The sequence below is a fragment of the Micromonospora sp. NBC_00421 genome (genome assembly GCF_036017915.1).
Lineage (GTDB): Bacteria > Actinomycetota > Actinomycetes > Mycobacteriales > Micromonosporaceae > Micromonospora.
Genome location: NZ_CP107929.1, coordinates 6,746,537 through 6,763,409 on the forward strand (window position 1 = coordinate 6,746,537; position 16,873 = coordinate 6,763,409).

13 protein-coding genes are annotated in these 16,873 nt (G+C 72.7%); 7 read left to right on the forward strand and 6 right to left on the reverse strand.

Annotation, left to right across the window (positions count from 1 at the left end; translation table 11 throughout):
- Positions 1 to 892: 892 nt before the first annotated feature.
- The 4 genes from galT to OHQ87_RS29125 form a co-directional block, all read right to left on the reverse strand.
- Positions 893 to 1,969, reverse strand: coding sequence for a galactose-1-phosphate uridylyltransferase (gene galT, locus OHQ87_RS29110; protein WP_328343062.1), 1,077 nt, complete (start codon positions 1,967 to 1,969; stop codon positions 893 to 895).
- Positions 1,966 to 2,772 (reverse strand): DeoR/GlpR family DNA-binding transcription regulator, encoded by an 807-nt coding sequence (locus tag OHQ87_RS29115; RefSeq protein WP_328343064.1) that lies wholly within the window; start codon positions 2,770 to 2,772, stop codon positions 1,966 to 1,968. The genes galT and OHQ87_RS29115 overlap by 4 nt, the downstream gene beginning before the upstream one ends.
- 149 nt (positions 2,773 to 2,921) lie before the next feature.
- On the reverse strand, positions 2,922 to 4,451 hold the full coding sequence (cysC, locus tag OHQ87_RS29120) for an adenylyl-sulfate kinase (protein ID WP_328343065.1): 1,530 nt from the start codon (positions 4,449 to 4,451) through the stop codon (positions 2,922 to 2,924).
- 127 nt (positions 4,452 to 4,578) lie between these two features.
- The gene (locus OHQ87_RS29125; RefSeq protein ID WP_328343066.1) at positions 4,579 to 5,211 is read right to left on the reverse strand and encodes a DM13 domain-containing protein; all 633 of its coding nucleotides are present in this window, start codon (positions 5,209 to 5,211) and stop codon (positions 4,579 to 4,581) included.
- Positions 5,212 to 5,386: 175 nt separating this feature from the next.
- On the opposite strand from OHQ87_RS29125, the gene OHQ87_RS29130 reads away from it, so the two are divergent.
- From OHQ87_RS29130 to OHQ87_RS29160, 7 genes are all read left to right on the forward strand, one after another.
- Positions 5,387 to 6,313 (forward strand): polyphosphate polymerase domain-containing protein, encoded by a 927-nt coding sequence (locus OHQ87_RS29130; RefSeq protein ID WP_328343067.1) that lies wholly within the window; start codon positions 5,387 to 5,389, stop codon positions 6,311 to 6,313.
- A gap of 6 nt (positions 6,314 to 6,319) precedes the next feature.
- On the forward strand, positions 6,320 to 6,997 hold the full coding sequence (locus tag OHQ87_RS29135) for a DUF4956 domain-containing protein (protein WP_328343069.1): 678 nt from the start codon (positions 6,320 to 6,322) through the stop codon (positions 6,995 to 6,997).
- On the forward strand, positions 6,997 to 8,760 hold the full coding sequence (locus tag OHQ87_RS29140) for a CotH kinase family protein (protein WP_328343071.1): 1,764 nt from the start codon (positions 6,997 to 6,999) through the stop codon (positions 8,758 to 8,760). Before OHQ87_RS29135 ends, OHQ87_RS29140 begins: the two co-directional genes overlap by 1 nt.
- Positions 8,761 to 8,946: 186 nt before the next feature.
- A complete protein-coding gene (locus OHQ87_RS29145) occupies positions 8,947 to 9,804 on the forward strand; it encodes an ABC transporter ATP-binding protein (protein WP_442930864.1) in 858 nt (285 codons plus the stop codon).
- The gene (locus tag OHQ87_RS29150) at positions 9,797 to 10,681 is read left to right on the forward strand and encodes an ABC transporter permease (protein ID WP_328343075.1); all 885 of its coding nucleotides are present in this window, start codon (positions 9,797 to 9,799) and stop codon (positions 10,679 to 10,681) included. Before OHQ87_RS29145 ends, OHQ87_RS29150 begins: the two co-directional genes overlap by 8 nt.
- Positions 10,678 to 11,628 (forward strand): ABC transporter ATP-binding protein, encoded by a 951-nt coding sequence (locus tag OHQ87_RS29155; protein WP_328343077.1) that lies wholly within the window; start codon positions 10,678 to 10,680, stop codon positions 11,626 to 11,628. The genes OHQ87_RS29150 and OHQ87_RS29155 overlap by 4 nt, the downstream gene beginning before the upstream one ends.
- The gene (locus OHQ87_RS29160; protein WP_328343079.1) at positions 11,628 to 12,338 is read left to right on the forward strand and encodes an ABC transporter permease; all 711 of its coding nucleotides are present in this window, start codon (positions 11,628 to 11,630) and stop codon (positions 12,336 to 12,338) included. Before OHQ87_RS29155 ends, OHQ87_RS29160 begins: the two co-directional genes overlap by 1 nt.
- Before the next feature lie 90 nt (positions 12,339 to 12,428).
- Here OHQ87_RS29160 and valS read toward each other — a convergent pair whose 3' ends face one another.
- Together valS and OHQ87_RS29170 are read right to left on the reverse strand one after the other, a co-directional pair.
- Positions 12,429 to 15,059, reverse strand: a complete 2,631-nt coding sequence (gene valS, locus OHQ87_RS29165; RefSeq protein WP_328343081.1) for a valine--tRNA ligase — start codon at positions 15,057 to 15,059, stop codon at positions 12,429 to 12,431.
- 129 nt (positions 15,060 to 15,188) lie between these two features.
- Entirely contained in the window at positions 15,189 to 16,763 is a 1,575-nt protein-coding gene (locus tag OHQ87_RS29170; RefSeq protein ID WP_328343083.1) for a trypsin-like peptidase domain-containing protein, read from the reverse strand.
- Positions 16,764 to 16,873 lie beyond the last annotated feature (110 nt).

The following is a 16,873-nucleotide window of genomic DNA, read 5'->3' on the forward strand; positions in this document are numbered from 1 at the left end:
CCGGCCGACCCACCCGGCCCCCTGACCCCACCCGGCCCCTGACCCCCTGACCCCACCCGGCCCCTGACCCCACCCGTCCCCACCCCACCCGGCATGGCCGCCCCCGCCCCTGCCCCCGGGCCCGCCCGGCATGGTCGCGCTCGATCGTGGGAAGAGTGGCATCGATTGCCGGGGAGGCCACTTTTTCAGGATCCAGGGCGATGCCCTCCCGGAGGGCGGGGTGATCGGGTGGGCCGGCGAGGGCCGCTGCCCCCTATCGGGTGAGCGCGCGTCGCTCTCGTCACCGGGGATGGTGACAGGTCGTTGAGCGGGGTGGACGTGGTGCCAGTCGCGTCCAGGAGAGGTTGTCCGTGGTCGCCGTGGCAATGACCACCGACCGGCCAGCCTTCCCGGCTGTTCGCACAGCCAGCCGTCCCTTCCCCGCGGGGGGCCCTGTCCCGGGCCCCCCGCGCCCTGTTCCACGTTGTCCACGCCCTGCCCCGGCCCGGTCGGTGCTGTCCGCCCTGGTCGGTGCTGTCCGCCCCGGTCGGCCCGTTCCCGTCCCCGCTCCGGCCTTCTCGGTCCGGTCGGCACGGGTTCCGCAGAGTCGTCCTGACGACGCTGGGGGCCCTGCCGTGGCCGGCTGCTCCGGTCGGCCGTTCCCGCCCTCGTTCGCCGCTTCTCGGTCCGGCCGCTCCGGACGGCGTGCGGGTCGGTCCGGCCGCTCCGGACGGCGTGCGGGTCGGTCCGGCCGCTCCGGACGGCGCGCGGGTGCGCCCGGCCGGACCGGGCAGCATGCGGGCGCGACCGGGCTACCCGGGCAGCATGCGGTGCGAGCGGGTCGGACCGGTCCGGGCCGGCTCTGGACGGCGTGCGCCCCGGCGCGGTCGGCCGGGGAGATCCGGGAGAAGGGTCAGGCGGCGCGGAGCAGTTCGGCGGCGCGCTCGGGGGCGATGTCGTTGATGAAGACCCCCATGCCGGACTCGGAGCCGGCCAGGTACTTCAGCTTGTCCTTCGCCCGGCGGACGGTGAACAACTGCAGGTGCAGGTGGCCCAGCTCCCGGTCGATCCGCACCGGTGCCTGGTGCCAGGCCGAGATGTACGGCATGGGCAGGTCGAACAGCCCGTCGAAGCGGCGCAGCACGTCCAGGTAGAGCGGCCCGAAGGCGTCCCGCTCGGCGTCGTCGAGCGCCGGGATGTCGGGAACCGGCCGATGTGGTGCGACGTGCACCTCGAACGGCCAGCGGGCTGCCGCGGGGACGTACGCCGTCCAGTGCTCGTTGGCGGTGACCACCCGGTCGCCGGTGGCCCGCTCGGTGGCGAGCACGTCGGCGTAGAGGTTGCGCCCACCGGTGCGGTCGGCGTGCCGGCGGGCCGCCGCGAGCAGCGACCGGGTACGCGGCGTGACGAACGGGTACGCGTAGATCTGGCCGTGCGGGTGGTGCAGGGTCACCCCGATCTCCACCCCCCGGTTCTCGAAGCAGAACACCTGCTCGACGCCGGGCAGCGCGCCGACCGCCGTCGTCCGGTCGGCCAGCGCGTCGAGGACCAGCCGGACCCGGCGGGGGGAGAGGCTGGCGAAGGAGGCCTGGTGGTCGTCGGTGAAGCAGACCACCTCGCAGCGGCCCTGGCCGGGGCGGACCGGGGTGAACGGGGTGATCTCGGCCGGTTCGTCGGCGATCCGCTGGCTCAGCGAGGGGAACCGGTTCTCGAAGACCGCCACGTCGTAGTCGGGCGCGGGGATCTCGCTGTGCCGCTCGCCCCGGGACGGGCACAGCGGGCACTGGTCGGCCGGCGGGAGGAAGGTCCGGGTCTGCCGGTGCACCGCCACCGCCACCCACTCGTCGGTGAGCGGGTCGTAGCGGAGTTGGGAGGCCGGCGGGGGCGGGGGCAGTTCCCGCTGGTCCGGTTGGTCCCGGAGGGCGTCGTCCCGTTCGTCGAAGTAGATCAGCTCGCGGCCGTCGGCCAACTCGATCGCCGTACGCTTCACCGCGTCGTCTCCTGCCCGGTCGCCCGGCCCGTGCCTGTCACGATCACCAATTCGCCCACTTTCTCGTCGATCACCCGGCGCGCCTCGGGGTCCAACCGGTCGTCGCTGACCAGCACGTCGGCGGCGCCCAGGCCGACGATGGAGGAGATGCCCACGGTGCCCCACTTGGTGTGGTCGGCGAGGACGACCAGCCGGTCGGCGGCCTCCACCAGGGCCCGGTCGGTCTCCGCCTCCATCAGGTTGGGGGTGGTGAAACCGGCCCGCTCGGTGATCCCGTGGACGCCGAGGAAGAGTAGATCCAGGTGGAGCGAGCGGATGGCCTCCACTGCCAGCGGGCCGACCAACGCGGCGGACGGGGTGCGTACCCCGCCGGTCAGCACCACGGTCTGGTCGGGTCGGCCGGCGGTGTGCAGGATCTCGGCCACCGGCAGGGAGTTCGTCACCACGGTCAGCCCGGGGACGTCGACCAGCCGCCGGGCCAGCTCGGCGGTGGTGGTGCCGGCGGAGAGGGCGATCGCGGCACCCGGGTGGACCAGTTCGGCGGCGTGGCCGGCGATGGCGGCCTTCTCGGTGGACTGCCGGACGGACTTGGCGTGGAAACCCGGCTCGTCGGTCGAGCCGGGCCCGGTGACGGTGGCACCGCCGTGCACCTTGGCCAGCAGGCCCTGGTCGTGCAGCGTGTCCAGGTCACGCCGGATGGTCATGTCGGAGACGCCGAACTCGGCGGCCAGCTCGGTGACCCGTACGCCACCGGCGGCCCGGACCCGGTCGAGGATGGTCGCCTGTCGCTGCCGCGCCAGCATCCGCCGCACCTCCCGGATTCTCCACACCCACACGCGCTCGAACGTGTTTCAACAAGATTGAACACTAGCGCGCAGCAGGCAGCGGCGGAAGTGGAACCCCCTCGGCTCAGGCGGGCGGACCTCCGGTCAGGCGGACGGACACCCCCCGGTCAGGCGGACGGCAGCCGTGGCTCCACCCACCCCGTCTCGGTCAGGTGGTGCATCACCGCCTGTACCGCCTCCTCGATGCTCTGGTCGGTGGTGTCGACCACCAGGTCGGCGTCGGTCGGCGTCTCGTAGGGGTCGTCGATCCCGGTCATGCCGGTGAGCAGGCCGGCGCGGGCACGGGCGTACAGGCCCTTGCGGTCCCGCTGCTCACAGACCTCCAGCGGGGTGGCCACGTGCACCAGCAGGAAGCCCGCCCCGGCGGACCGGGCCATCTCCCGGACGGCGGCCCGCGCCTGGGCGTACGGGGCGATCGGGCAGCAGATGCCCACCCCCCGGTGCCGGGCGATCTCGGCCGCCACCCAACCGATCCGGCGTACGTTGGCGTCCCGGTCGGCCCGGCTGAAAGTCAGCCCGGCGGACAGCTCCCGGCGCACCACGTCCCCGTCGAGCAGGGTGATCGTCCGCTCGCCCTGCTCCCGGAGCAGATCGGCCAGGCCCCGGGCGATCGTCGACTTGCCGGAACCGGAGAGCCCGGTCAGGAAGACCACCAGCCCCCGGTGCCGGCGCGGCGGGCGGGCCCGACTGAGCTCCTTGGCCACCGCCGGCGGGGTGTGCCACTCGGGCAGCGGGAACCCCCTGTCGAGCAGGTCGTCGATCTCCGCCTCGCTCAGTGCCAGCTTGCGGTTGCGCGGCGGGATGTCGTCCCGCCAGCGCCACTGGCCGTCCCGGCTGTCGTAGGCCAGTTCGCGGGGGACCAGCACCCGCAGCCCGGCGCCGGAGAGCATGCCGCCGGTGGAGAGCAGGTGGGTCACCCCGTAGGCGGCCGAGATCCGGGCCCGCAGCAGGGCGTCGCTGATCTCGTCGGTACGGCGGGGCAACGGCACCGCGACCAGGGTCGCCGGAGGCATCCGGTCCCGGGCGGCGAAGACGCTGCGGACCAGGGCCTCGGTGGGCAGCCCGCCCGCGCCGTCCTCGCCGACCGGGATCATCACCAGCAGGTGGGCCCCGAGGGTACGGGCGGCGTGCGCGATCTGCGCCAGCTGTGGCCGGTGCAGCGGCCGGTCGGCGATCACCCCGAGCACCCGGCCCGGGGGCAGCAGCGGACGTACCTCGTCCGGGCCCCGGCGCAGCCGCTGGAACGGGCCGTGCCCGCCGTCGCCGAGCCGGCGGACCGGCCCACCCAGCCCGGCCACGCCCTCGCGGACCGGCCAGACGTCGGTCACCTCCAGGGCGGCAACCGGAGCGCCCTCGCCGTCGGTGAGCACCAGCGTCCGGCGCCCCGGGTCGGCCGGGTCCAGCCCCTCGGCGACCGGGGTGGGCACCTGGAGGGTCACCGGGACCGGCCAGGAGGTGCCGTCGGCCAGCCGCCCCCGACGCTGCGACGAGGCCAGGTCGGCGCGGGTCATGAAGCCGGCCAGCGGGGTGTACGCCCCACTCAGCAGCAACTCCAGATCGGCCAGCTCACCGGGGCGCGGTGCGTACGCGGGAGTATCCCGCAACACGTCCTCGGGCAGCACTGAACCGTTGCTCATCCGTACCCCTCACTCGCCGACCGGCTCACAGTTTCTCAGCCGACCGGCGATCGGTCGAGAGCGCCACTCCACTCCCGCCCCGAAGTGGATCAACGGAGCGCCGCGCCGACCGGTCGGCGGGTGCCGCTCAACCGTTTGCGACCAGGGGCGCGGCCCCGAACGAGACGGCGAACCGCTGGCACCAGATCGCCACACTGGTCAACTCGGCGAGATCGGTGCCGGCCGGGATGGCGTACGCCTGGTCGCCCCGGTTGCCCTTGAGCCGGCCCAACTCCACCCGGCGGCCGTCGTCGAAGACGTCCCAGCCGGCCCGGCCGGGGCGTACCGGCTGGTCGGTCAGCCAGACCTTCAGGTCGGGGCCGTTGGAGGTGTCCAGGCCGACCAGTTCCAGCCGGTGCCGGCCGTCGGCGGTGCGGACGATCCGGGCGGTGCCCGAGGTGTCGTGCTCGTGGCTGACGAACTCCCCCCGGCTGAGCACCACCGGCCGGGTGCTGGTGGGGCTGCCGGCGGAGGTCCCTGTCCCTGCGGCCGGGGTGGTCGACGTGGTGCCGGCGGGGGTGGCCCCGGTGGGCGCGGTGCCGGGGGCGTCGATCGGGGTGGTGCCGGCCGGAGCGGCGTCCACCTCGGAGAGTTGTTCGTCGACCTGGTTGTCGGTCACCACCTTCCAGGGTTGGAACCAGTACAGGCCGAAGGCGGTGCCGACGCCGAGAACGGCGACGGCGACCCAGGTCAGCGGGGTACGCAACAGGCGACGGGACATGCCGCCCAGTCTCGCCGGACCACGGCGGCCGATCACCGGCCGGCGGCGTTACGAAAGCCTTACCACCGTCGGACATCCACGATCCATAGCTCGTTCATAGGTCGTTCACATCGACTTTCCGGTCCGGTCACCTTAGCTACCGGCGACCCTTTCGCGATCAGAAAGCGCCCACCGCATGCGACTACGGTTCCCCCGCCGGACCCCAAGATCCGATCCGTCCACCATCGCCGAACCCTCCGCCGGAGGGCATCGTGAGTCGTCGCCCCCTCCCGGTGACACCGACCATGCCGGCCACGCCCTTCGGGCGCCGAGCAAGCTGCACGCGTTCAACCGGTACGAGATCAAGTACCTGGTCGAGACGACGAAGGTGCCGGCGTTGCGGGCCGCACTCGCCGCCCGGATGACGCCCGACGCGCACGGCGGTGACGGTGGCTACGGCGTCTGGAGCGTCTACTACGACACCACCGACCTGCGTTTCTACTGGGAGAAGATCGAAGGGCTGAAGTTCCGTCGCAAGCTGCGGGTACGCCACTACGGCGACCGGTCCGGCGTGACCGACGACGGGACCGTGCACGTCGAGATCAAGCAGCGGGTCAACCGGGTCACCCAGAAGCGCCGGATCGCCGTGCCCTACCGGGTGGCCCGCCGACTCTGCGACGAGCGCGTCATGATCGAGCACGATCCCTCCCAGCGCGGCTTCGTCGAGGAGGTGCTGGAACTCGTCTCCGGCCTCGACCTGCGCCCGGTGGCGATGACCGGCTACCAGCGTGAGGCGTTCGTCGGCCAGGGGGCCGACCTCGGCCTGCGGGTCACCCTCGACCACCGGGTACGCGGCCGGGACCGCGACTTCCACCTCGGCGCGGACGCCGAGAACCGCCTGATCATTCCGGCCTCGAAGTCGATCGTCGAGGTCAAGGCGAACGAACGGGTCCCGTACTGGCTCACCGACCTGGCCGGCCGGGCCGAGCTGTCGGTGGTGCGGGTCTCCAAGTACTGCCAGAGCGTCGAGGCGTTCGGCCGGGTGCCGCGCTCGATCTTCCACGTCCAGGATGCCGATCCCGCTGCCGACCTGGTGGCCCCCACCCCGAGAAATGAGGCCTGAACCCCGATGGACATCACGTTCCAGGACCTGTCCGGCACCTTCAGCACGGGCGACATCGCCCTCACGCTGTCGTTGTCCTTCCTGCTCAGCGCCATGATCGGCTGGGTCTACCGGGCCACCCACCGCAACGTGTCGTACAGCCAGTCGTATGTCCAGACGCTGATCATCCTGGGCATGCTGATCTCGCTGATCATGCTGGTGGTGGGCTCCAACATCGCGCGGGCCTTCGCCCTGGTCGGCGCGCTGTCGGTGGTGCGGTTCCGCAACGCCATCAAGGAGACCCGCGACGTCGGCTTCATCTTCCTGGTGATGGGCGTCGGGATGGCCTGCGGCACCCGGTTCTACAGCCTGGCCGTCGCCGCCGCCGTGGCGATCAGCCTGATCATCGTGGTGATGTACCGGTTCAACTGGTTCGTGCTCAACGTGCAGCGGCAGGTCGTCAAGGTCCAGGTCCCGGCCGGCGGCAACCACACCGCCGACATCCAGGACGTGCTGGTCCGGCACACCACCGAGTTCGAACTGGTCAGCATGGAGACGATCCGGGCCGGTGCGCTCACCGAGATGACGTACACGGTCCGGTTGAAGAAGGGCGGCGAGCCGGGCGACCTGATCAGCGCGCTCAGTGAGCGGACCTCGGGCCAACGGGTGACCGTGCTGACCGGCTACGACCAGACGGACCTGTGATGGCGCAGTCCCTGCGTACCCGGTCGGTGCTGCCGCCTCGGCTGCGTCGCCGGCTGCCGGTCCGGGTGCGGCAGAACTGGAAGCTGCTCACCACCTGCGCGGCCTTCCTCGCCGTGCTGACCCTGGTGCTGGGGACGGAACGGATCCGCCCCTACGTGACCAGCACCGGAAGCTCCGGGGGCGACGTGGTGAGCGTGGACATCCCCGGCACCGTCGACCTCTTCGACGCCGGTCGAGCGCACGAGATCTCGCTGACGTTCCGGAACGCGGACTACGAGCGGATGCTCGACGCCTACTGGAAGGAGGGCGAGAAGGAGTACGTCGAGGCCGACCTGACCGTCGACGGGACCACGATCCCCAGCGTGGGCATCCGGCTCAAGGGCAACTCGACGCTCGGCCAGCTCAGTTGGAAGGGCGAGACGCGGCCCTTCGGGGGCCGGGGTGAGGACGGCGGTGGGCCGCGACCGGGCGGCGGGTTCCCGGGCGGGCCACCCGACGGCGGGCCGCCGCAGGGCGCCGGGTTCCCCGGCGGCGGGCCGCCGGACGGTGCTGCTCCCGGCGCCCAGCAGCCCGGAGCAGGCGAGCAGGCCGGCGGTGGTCAGCAGGCCGGTGGTGGTCAGTTCCCCGGTGGGATGACCCGGGCGGCGTTGAAGGCCGAGGAACCGGAGACGTTGCCGTGGCTGCTCAGCTTCGACGAGTTCGTCGACGGCCGGCGCTACCAGGGGCACCGGGAGGTGGCCGTCCGGGTGGGCGGCATGGGCGGCGGTTCGACTGTGCTCAACGAGGCCCTGTCGCTGTCGCTGCTGGACGCCACGGGTGAGGCCGCGCAGCGGTACGCGTACTCCTCGTTCAGCGTCAACGACCGGCCCACCACCGCCCGGCTGCTGGTCGAGCACCCGGACGAGCACTTCGCCGATCAGATGGACGGCACAGGGGTGCTCTACAAGTCGCTGGCCAGCGGCAGCTTCACCGACCAGGGCGACGACCCGACCGAGTACGCCGACGACTTCAAGCAGATCACCATGAAGGGCAGCCAGGACCTGCAACCGGTGATCAACCTGATCCGGTGGGTGAACTCGGCCAGCGACGAGGAGTTCGACGCGCACCTCGCCGACAGGGTGGACGTGGCGTCCTTCGCCCGGTACGTCGCGTTGCAGAACCTGCTGCTCAACTTCGACGACATGGCCGGCCCGGGGAAGAACTACTACCTCTGGTACGACCTGGGGACGAAGAAGTTCAGCGTGATCAGCTGGGACCACAACCTGACCTTCAGCGGCAACGCCAGCCAGGGCCCGCACGACAGTGGCGGGTTCGGCACGGGCCGGGGCTTCCCCGGCGCGGTCGGTGTCAACGGTGCGCCCCCGGGCCAGGCAGCACCGGGCGGGACCGGCCAGCAGCCGGGGCCGCAGGCCGGTCAGCAGGCCGGGGGGCCACCCGGGCAGCCGGCCGGGCCGGGTGCCCGGGGCGCGGACAACGAGGGTGGTGGCCCGCGCGGCGGGATGATGATGGGCCACAAGCTCAAGGAGCGCTTCCTCGCCAGCGCCGCCTTCAAGGCGACCTACGAGGACGCCTACCGGGAGCTGTACCGACAGGTCTTCGGCAGCGGGAAGGCGGCGGAGTCACTCACCGCGATCAGCACGGTGCTGAAGAAGGTCGACGGGGCGGACGCCGCCGCCGTCGACTCCGACGTGGCCCGGCTACGCACCCTCATCGGCCAGCGGACCGAGAGCCTGGGCAAGCACGAGGTGATCGCCCGGAGCTGAAGCCGACGGGACGCGGGCCGGCACCAGGCCCGCGTCCCGTCACCGACCTCAGGGCCGTCACCGACCTCAGGGAAGTCCCCGGGCGATTCCGGATACCTGCCAGGGTGGCCGCTCCCTAGGCTGGCGGACGTGACACTGATCGCGACCGAGTCGCTGACCAAGACGTACGGAGGCCGGGTCACCGCGTTGGCCGACCTGACCGTCGCGGTCGAGCCGGGGATCATCGGGCTGGTCGGCGCGAACGGCGCCGGCAAGTCCACCCTGATCAAGATCCTGCTGGGCCTGCTCCCGCCGACCAGCGGACGGGTCTCCGTGCTCGACCTCGACCCCACCACCGACCCGGCGGCGGTCCGCGCCCGGGTCGGATACATGCCCGAACACGAGGCGCTGCCACCCGACCTCTCCGCCGCCGAACTCGTCACCCACCTCGGGCGGATGAGCGGCCTGCCCCGCACGGTGGCCCGGGAGCGCGCCTCCGAGACGCTGCGCCACGTCGGCCTCTACGAGGAGCGGTACCGGCCGGTCGGGGGCTACTCCACCGGGATGAAGCAGCGGGTCAAGCTGGCCCAGGCGCTGGTGCACGACCCGGACCTGCTGCTGCTCGACGAGCCCACCAACGGCCTCGACCCCGCCGGCCGGGACGCCATGCTCGCCCTGGTCCACCGGATCGGCACCGAGTTCGGCATCTCCGTGCTGGTCTGCTCGCACCTGCTGGGCGAGGTGGAGCGGATCTGCGACACCCTGGTCGCGATCGACGGGGGCCGGTTGCTGCGCGCCGACCGGATCGACGCGATGACCTCGGCCACCGACGTGCTCGCCGTCGAGGTCAGCGAGGGCACCGACCAGTTGGCCGGCCGACTCGCCGCGCTCGACCTGCCGGTGACCCGGGACGGCCGGATGCTGCTCGTCCCGCTCGTCGACGAGCGTACCTACGACCTGATCCTCGGCGCGGTCGCCGAGCTGGACCTGCCGCTGCACCGGCTGGACCAGCGCCGGCACCGGGTGGCCGAACTCTTCGCCCCGAGGGAGCCCAGCAATGCCTGAGCCGACCGGCGTCATCCACGACATCGGCTACCAGCGCTACACCGGCCCGAGGCTGGGCCGCCGGCACGTCTTCGGCGCGCTCTACCTGCACGGCCTGCGGACGGTCTTCGGGTTGGGCCGCAGCGCCAAGGCGAAGATCTTCCCCTGGCTGGTCGTCGGCATCGTGACAGTGGTGGCCGCCGGCCTCACCGCGGTCCGCAGCCAGCTCGGCCAGGTGGTGATGACGTACGCCCAGTTCGCCGACGCGATGAGCTGGCTGGTCATCTTCTTCGTCGCGGTGGCCGCCCCCGAGCTGGTCTCCCGGGACCTGCGCAGCGGCGTACTCCCGCTGTACTTCTCCCGGCCGCTGCCGCGCGACGACTACGCGCTGGCCAAGCTGCTCTCCCTGGTCAGCGCGCTCTGGCTGCTGCTGGGCGGGCCGCAGCTGGTGATGTTCCTGGGCGCGGCGTTCACCACCTCCGACGGCCTGCGCGGAGCCTGGAACGAGCTGCTGGACCTGCTGCCCGGGTTGCTCTACGCCGGGCTGTGGGCGGTGGTCTTCGCCGCGATCGGCCTGCTGGTCGCCTCGCTCACCGGTAAGCGGGCCTTCGCCGCCGGTGGGATCGTGGCGGTCTTCCTGATGACCACCCCGATCGTCGGCGTGCTGTCGATCCTGCCGTCCCACGCGGTCAACGAGCTGGCCTTCCTCGCCTCGCCGTCGACCCTGGTCGGCGGGGTGGGCACCTGGGCGCTCGGCGACCTGCTGGTGCCCGAGGGACAGGGCGGCGGGATGCCGATCGGCAGCTTCGGCCCGGTCTACGCGATCGTCGCCGTGCTGCTGGTCACCGCCTGCACCGCCCTGCTGCTGCTGCGATACCGGAAGGTGGCCGCCCGATGACCACACTCGACACCGACACCCGTCCGACGGTCGTCACCAGCACCCTGGACCTCGCCGGGGTCTCCCGCTGGTACGGCAACGTGGTGGCGGTCAACGACGTCACCATGCGGCTCGGCTCCGGAGTGACCGGCCTGCTCGGCCCGAACGGCGCCGGCAAGACCACCCTGCTGCACATGATGGCCGGCTTCCTCGCCCCGTCCCGGGGCACGCTCACCCTCGACGGCGAGTCGACCTGGCGTAACCCGGCCGTCTACCGCCGGCTCGGGCTGGTCAGCGAGCGGGAGGCGGTGCACTCCTTCCTCACCGCCAAGGAGTTCGTGCTGGCCAGCGCCAAGCTGCACCGGTTGCCCGACCCGGCGGCCGCCGCCCGGCGGGCGATCGAGCTGGTCGAGATGACCGACGCGCAGGACCGCCGGATCGGCACGTACTCCAAGGGGATGCGGCAGCGGACCCGGGTGGCCGCCGCGCTGGTGCACGACCCGCAGGTGCTGCTGCTCGACGAGCCGTTCAACGGGATGGACCCGCGCCAACGGTTGCACATGATGGGCCTGCTGCACTCCCTCGGCGACGCCGGGCGGACGATCCTGTTCAGCTCGCACATCCTGGAGGAGGTCGAGCAGGTCTCCGGCACGGTGCAGGTGATGGTGGCCGGTCGACTGGCCGCCTCCGGCGACTTCCGGACCATCCGCCGGCTGATGACCAACCGACCGCACGTCTTCGCGGTCCGCTCCACCGACGACCGGGCGCTGGCCGTGGCGCTGATGGCCGACCCGTCGGTCACCGGCGTCGAGCTGGACAAGACCGGCCTGACCGTACGGGCCGGCGACTACGGCGCGTTCACCCGGGCGTTGCCCAAGATCGCGCTCGCCCAGCAGATCCGGGTCCGACAGTTGACCCCCGAGGACGAGTCCCTGGAGAGCGTCTTCTCCTACCTGGTGGAGGCCTGATGTCGACCGTTTCCTGGATCACCGCCCGCGGGCTCTTCGGCCGCCGCCGGTTCCTCATGCTGCTGCCGCTGCCGGCGGTGCTGGTGCTGCTCGCCGTGCTCTGCCGGTCGCTCGGGGTGGACCCGGGTGAGTGGGGCCAGCCGGTGCTCGTCGGCCTCGGCCTGGCCGTGGTGCTGCCGGTGGTGGCGCTCATCGTCGGCACCGGCGTGCTCGGCGCGGAGATCGACGACGGCACGGTGGTGCACATCCTGACCAAGCCGCTGCCCCGCTGGCAGATCGTGCTGCCGAAACTCGCGGTGGCCGCCGGGGTCAGCGCGGCCACCGTCGCCGTGCCGCTCTACGTCGCGGGCGTGCTGGCCGACTCGGTACGCCTCGGCCTGGCCCTCGCCGCCGCCTCGGCGCTGGGCGCGCTCGCCTATTCGGCGCTGTTCCTGGCGCTCAGCCTGGTCACCCGGCGGCCGGTGCTGCTCGGCCTGGTGTACGTGCTGATCTGGGAGGGGCTGCTGGGCAACTTCGTCAGCGGCACCAAGGTGCTGTCGATCCAGCAGTGGGTGATCGCCCTGGCCGACCGGATGGCCCCCACCGCGCTGCTGTCGACCACCGTCTCGGTGCCTGTCGCGGGGGTGCTGACCGCCCTGGTGAGCATCGGCTTCACCGTGCTGGCGATCGACCGGCTCCGCTCCTTCAGCATCGCCGGCGAAACCAGCTGACGATCGACACGATGTCGGCGGTGTGGCGGTGTCCTTTCGCGGGGACACCGCCACATCAGCGAAACCGCGCCGGTCCGCCAGCCGCTCCGGTCAGAAGGCGCTGGCGATCACCAGCTCGGGGGTGCGGTCGGGAAGCAGGTCGAGGGTGGTGATCCGGCCAGCGGCGCGCACGTCGTCGGCGATCAGGGTGAGCTGGTCCAGCAGGGCGGCCGGGCCCAGCGCCTCGGCCAGCGGGATCTCCGCCCGCATCGACAGCTTGCGTTCGGACTTGGCCCGGCGGACCTGCGCCAGGGCCTCCCCGGCCAGTTGGAGCAGGGCCGGGTCACCGGTGCCGGTGATCGCCCGGTCCACCTCGTACGTGGTGGGCCAGGTGGCCCGGTGCACCGAGCCGTACCGCCACCACGACCAGACCTCCTCGGTCACGTACGGCAGCACCGGGGCGAAGAGTCGCAACTGCACCGACAGGGCGGTGGCCAGCGCCGCGCGGGCCGAGTCCGCCCCGGGCCCGGTGCCGTAGGCGCGTTCCTTCACCAACTCGATGTAGTCGTCGCAGAACCGCCAGAAGAACGCCTCGGTGGCCTGCAACGCGGCCGTGTGGTCGTACCCGTCGAAGGCGGCGGTGGCGGTGGCGACCACGGCGGAGAGTTCGGCGAGCATGGCGGTGTCCAGCGGGGTGGTCGCCGGAGTGCGCAGGGCGTCGGCGGCACCCAGCCCGAGCGCGAACTTCGACGCGTTGAGCAGCTTGGTGGCCAGCCGCCGGCCCACCTTGATCTGCGCCGGGTCGAACGCCAGGTCCATGCCGGGCCGGCCGTTGGCCGCCCAGTAGCGGACCGCGTCCGAGCCGTGCTGCTCCAGCAGCGCCATCGGGGTGACCACGTTCCCCTTGGACTTGGACATCTTCTTGCGGTCCGGGTCGAGGATCCAGCCGGAGAGCACCGCGTCCCGCCAGGGCAGCACCCCGTGTTCCAGGTGGGCGCGGACCACTGTGGCGAAGAGCCAGGTCCGGATGATCTCCTGCCCCTGCGGGCGCAGGTCCATCGGGAAGACCCGGTCGAACAGCTCCGGGTCGGTCTCCCAGCCGCCGACGATCTGCGGGGTCAACGACGAGGTGGCCCAGGTGTCCAGCACGTCCGGGTCGCCGACGAAACCGCCGGGCAGGCCGCGCTGCGATTCGTCGTAGCCCGGCGGCGGCTCACTGGACGGGTCGATCGGCAGCGACGTTTCGTCCGGTGTGAGAGGGTTGGTGTGGTCCGGCTCGCCAACGGCGTCGAGCCGGTACCACACCGGCACCGGCACCCCGAAGAAGCGTTGCCGACTGACCAGCCAGTCACCGGTCAGCCCACCCACCCAGTGCGCGTAGCGGTGTCGCATGTGCTCCGGCACCCAGCGCAGCTCGTCGCCCCGGGCCAGCAGCGCCGCCCGCAGCTCCGCGTCCCGGCCACCGTTTCGCAGGTACCACTGCCGGGTCGAGACGATCTCCAACGGCCGGTCACCGCGCTCGTAGAACTTCACCGGGTGGGTGATCTCGCGCGGCTCGCCGACCAGGTCGCCGGCCTCGCGCAGCAGCGCCACCAGGGTCCGCCGGGCGGCGTTGACCGACTGCCCGGCCAGCGCCGCGTAGGGCGCCGCCGGCACGCCGGCCGGCGGCTCGGCCAGCAGTCGACCGTCCCGGCCGATCACCACCCGGGTCGACAGGTCGAGATCCCGCCACCAGGTCACGTCGGTCAGGTCACCGAACGTGCAGACCATCGCGACCCCGGTGCCCTTGCCCGGGTCCGCCAGCGGGTGCGCGCGCACCGGCACCTCCACGCCGAACACGGGGGTACGCACCGAAGTGCCCACCAGGTCGGCGTAGCGCTCGTCGTCCGGGTGGCAGACCAGCGCCACGCAGGCCGGCAGCAGCTCCGGGCGGGTGGTGTCGATGAGTACCTCCCGCCCGTCCGGCCCGGTGAACCGCAGCCGGTGGTACGCCCCCGGGCGCTCCCGGTCCTCCAGCTCCGCCTGGGCCACGGCGGTGCCGAAGCCGACGTCCCAGAGCGTCGGCGCCTCCGCCTGGTACGCCTCACCCCGGGCCAGGTTGCGCAGGAACATCCGCTGTGAGGCGGCCCGTGCCGCCCGCCCGATCGTGGTGTACGTCAACGACCAGTCCACCGACAGCCCGAGCCGCCGCCAGAGCGCCTCGAAGACCTGCTCGTCGGCGGCGGTCAACCGCCCGCACAGCTCCACGAAGTTGCGTCGGGAGATCGGCGTCGGCTCCCGACGGCGGGCCTCGGTGACCGGGGCGTCGGGCGGCTGCCACGCCGGGTCGTACGGCAGGGACGGGTCACAGCGCACCCCGTGGACGTTCTGCACCCGGCGCTCGGTGGGCAGGCCGTTGTCGTCCCAGCCCATCGGGTAGAACACGTTCCGGCCGCGCATCCGCTGGAACCGGGCCACCGTGTCGGTGTGCGTGTACGAGAAGACGTGCCCCATGTGCAGCTCGCCGGACACGGTCGGCGGCGGGGTGTCGATGGAGTACACGTCGTCGCCCCGACCGTGCCGACGCGGCGCGTCCGCCGCCGACCCGCGACCCGTTACGGTCGCCCCCGTTACGGTCGCCTTCTCCCGGTCGAACGCGTACGTGCCCTCCTCCTGCCAGCGCTGCGCCCAGCGTTCCTCGATGCCGTCCAGGGTGGGACGTTCGGGAACACCGGCGCGGGCCGTCCTCGCCGTGTCAGTCATCGGTCGATCGTAGGCACCCGCCGACGCCCCGCCCACCGGCTTTACCGGGCGTGCCGGCTACCTCGCGCCGGGTGTGCGGCGTGCGGCGCGGTGGGTGTGCGGCGCGGGCGCGGGGCGGGCCCGGGTGGTCTACCGGTTCGCGGAGGCGGCCGGCGAGGCGAGCAGCGGGCCCTTGGTGGCGATCTGGAAGTCGAGCCCGGTGCGACCGTTGACCCGGTCGAGGATGACCGAGACCGGCGCGTAGGTGTTCTTCTCGTCCGGGTTGGTGCAGGGGCCCTCGCCGTCGTCACCGTTGCTCAGGATGCCCAGCGCCCGCCCGTCGGACTCGGTGAACAGCGGACCTCCGCTGTCCCCCGGCCGGGCGCACACCCGCACGTCGATCCCGCCGCTGGCCTTGCCGATGACCTCGCCACAGCGGGTGCCCGGCAGGAAGCCGGCCCCGGCCCCCGAGTCGACGTACTGCTCGCCGGCCTTCGGGGTGTACGCCGACCCGGTGGCGCAGACCACCCAACCGGCCTGCACCGCGCCGTACGACGTGACGCCGGTGACCGGCACGTCGCGGCTGCCCTTGCTGGCGCAGGCCGGATTGTCCGCCACGCACCAGTAGTTGACCAGGCTGGGCGTGTTGCCCACACCCCGCCTCGGGTACGCCCAGCGGGTCGTCGCCCCCTTGGCGTACGGCAGGACCGCGTAGTCGTAGGGGAAGGCGTTCTCGGCCAGCACCGGAGCGGTCGACTCCAGACCCACAGGCACCTTCGGGCCGAGGAACTGGTGCCAGGTGTCGTCGACACGCTGGTGCCGGCCGCCGACCACGCAGTGCCCGGCGGTCAGCACGTAGTACTGCCCGGACTTCGCCCGGACGTTGAAGCCGGTGGTGCAACCGCCGACGGTGCCGTCGTCGCGGGGCACGTCCAGCCGGATGCCGCCGCGCATCGGCGCCTCGGCGCAGTAGCGCGGGTCGCACGCCTTGGGGATCGAGGAGCCGTCGAGCCGGGACTGGGCCCGGACCGGCACCCCGCCCGCGCCGAGCACGCCGGCCAGTCGGGCGTCGTCGGCCGGCACCGTGTCGCCGGTGAGCACCAGCACCTCGTTGGCCCGCTCGTCGACAAGCACGTCCTGCCCGGCGGTGACGCCCAGCGACCCGGCCACCCGACTGGCCGCCGCGTCGAGGTCGCGCCGGGAGTGGCGGACCGGCACGACGGTGACGTGCCGGGCATCCGGCAGGCCGGCGACCGCCTCGGTGACCGGGGCCGGGTCGGTGGCGGCGATGGTGAGCACCCCACCACCGGCCTGGTCCAGCCACATCCCCGCGTACGAGCCGGGGAAGCGGGCGGCGAGGATGTCGGCCAGCGGCGCGGACAGCTCCTGGAGGGCGAGCCGGCGGGCGGCCTCGCCCGGGGCGACCCGGTAACGCTCGCTCAGGTAGCTCACCGAGGCGGGGGCGGCCTGCGCCACCTGCGTCGCCGGACGGGTCACCACCGGTGCCGGGCGGGGGGCCGCCGGCGCTGCCGCCCGGCCACCGGTGCCGGTGCGGGTCGCCGCCGGGGCCTCCTCGGCGACCGGGGCCACCCCGGCGGCCCAGGCCCCACCGTTCGATTCGTGGACCGGGCCGGTGGCCCCGTCCACGGCCAGCGCCACCCCTGTCGTCCCCGCCATGCCCAGCGCCACTGCCGCCGCCAGCACCATTCGTCCGCGAATCCGCACGCCGCAACCTCCCCGTATGCCCGGCGATGCGATCGGCCCCACCACGCCCGTCCGCCGGTGGGACCGGTGGAAACGGGGGCGAGACCCATCGATGCGGGCAGAGTCTATCC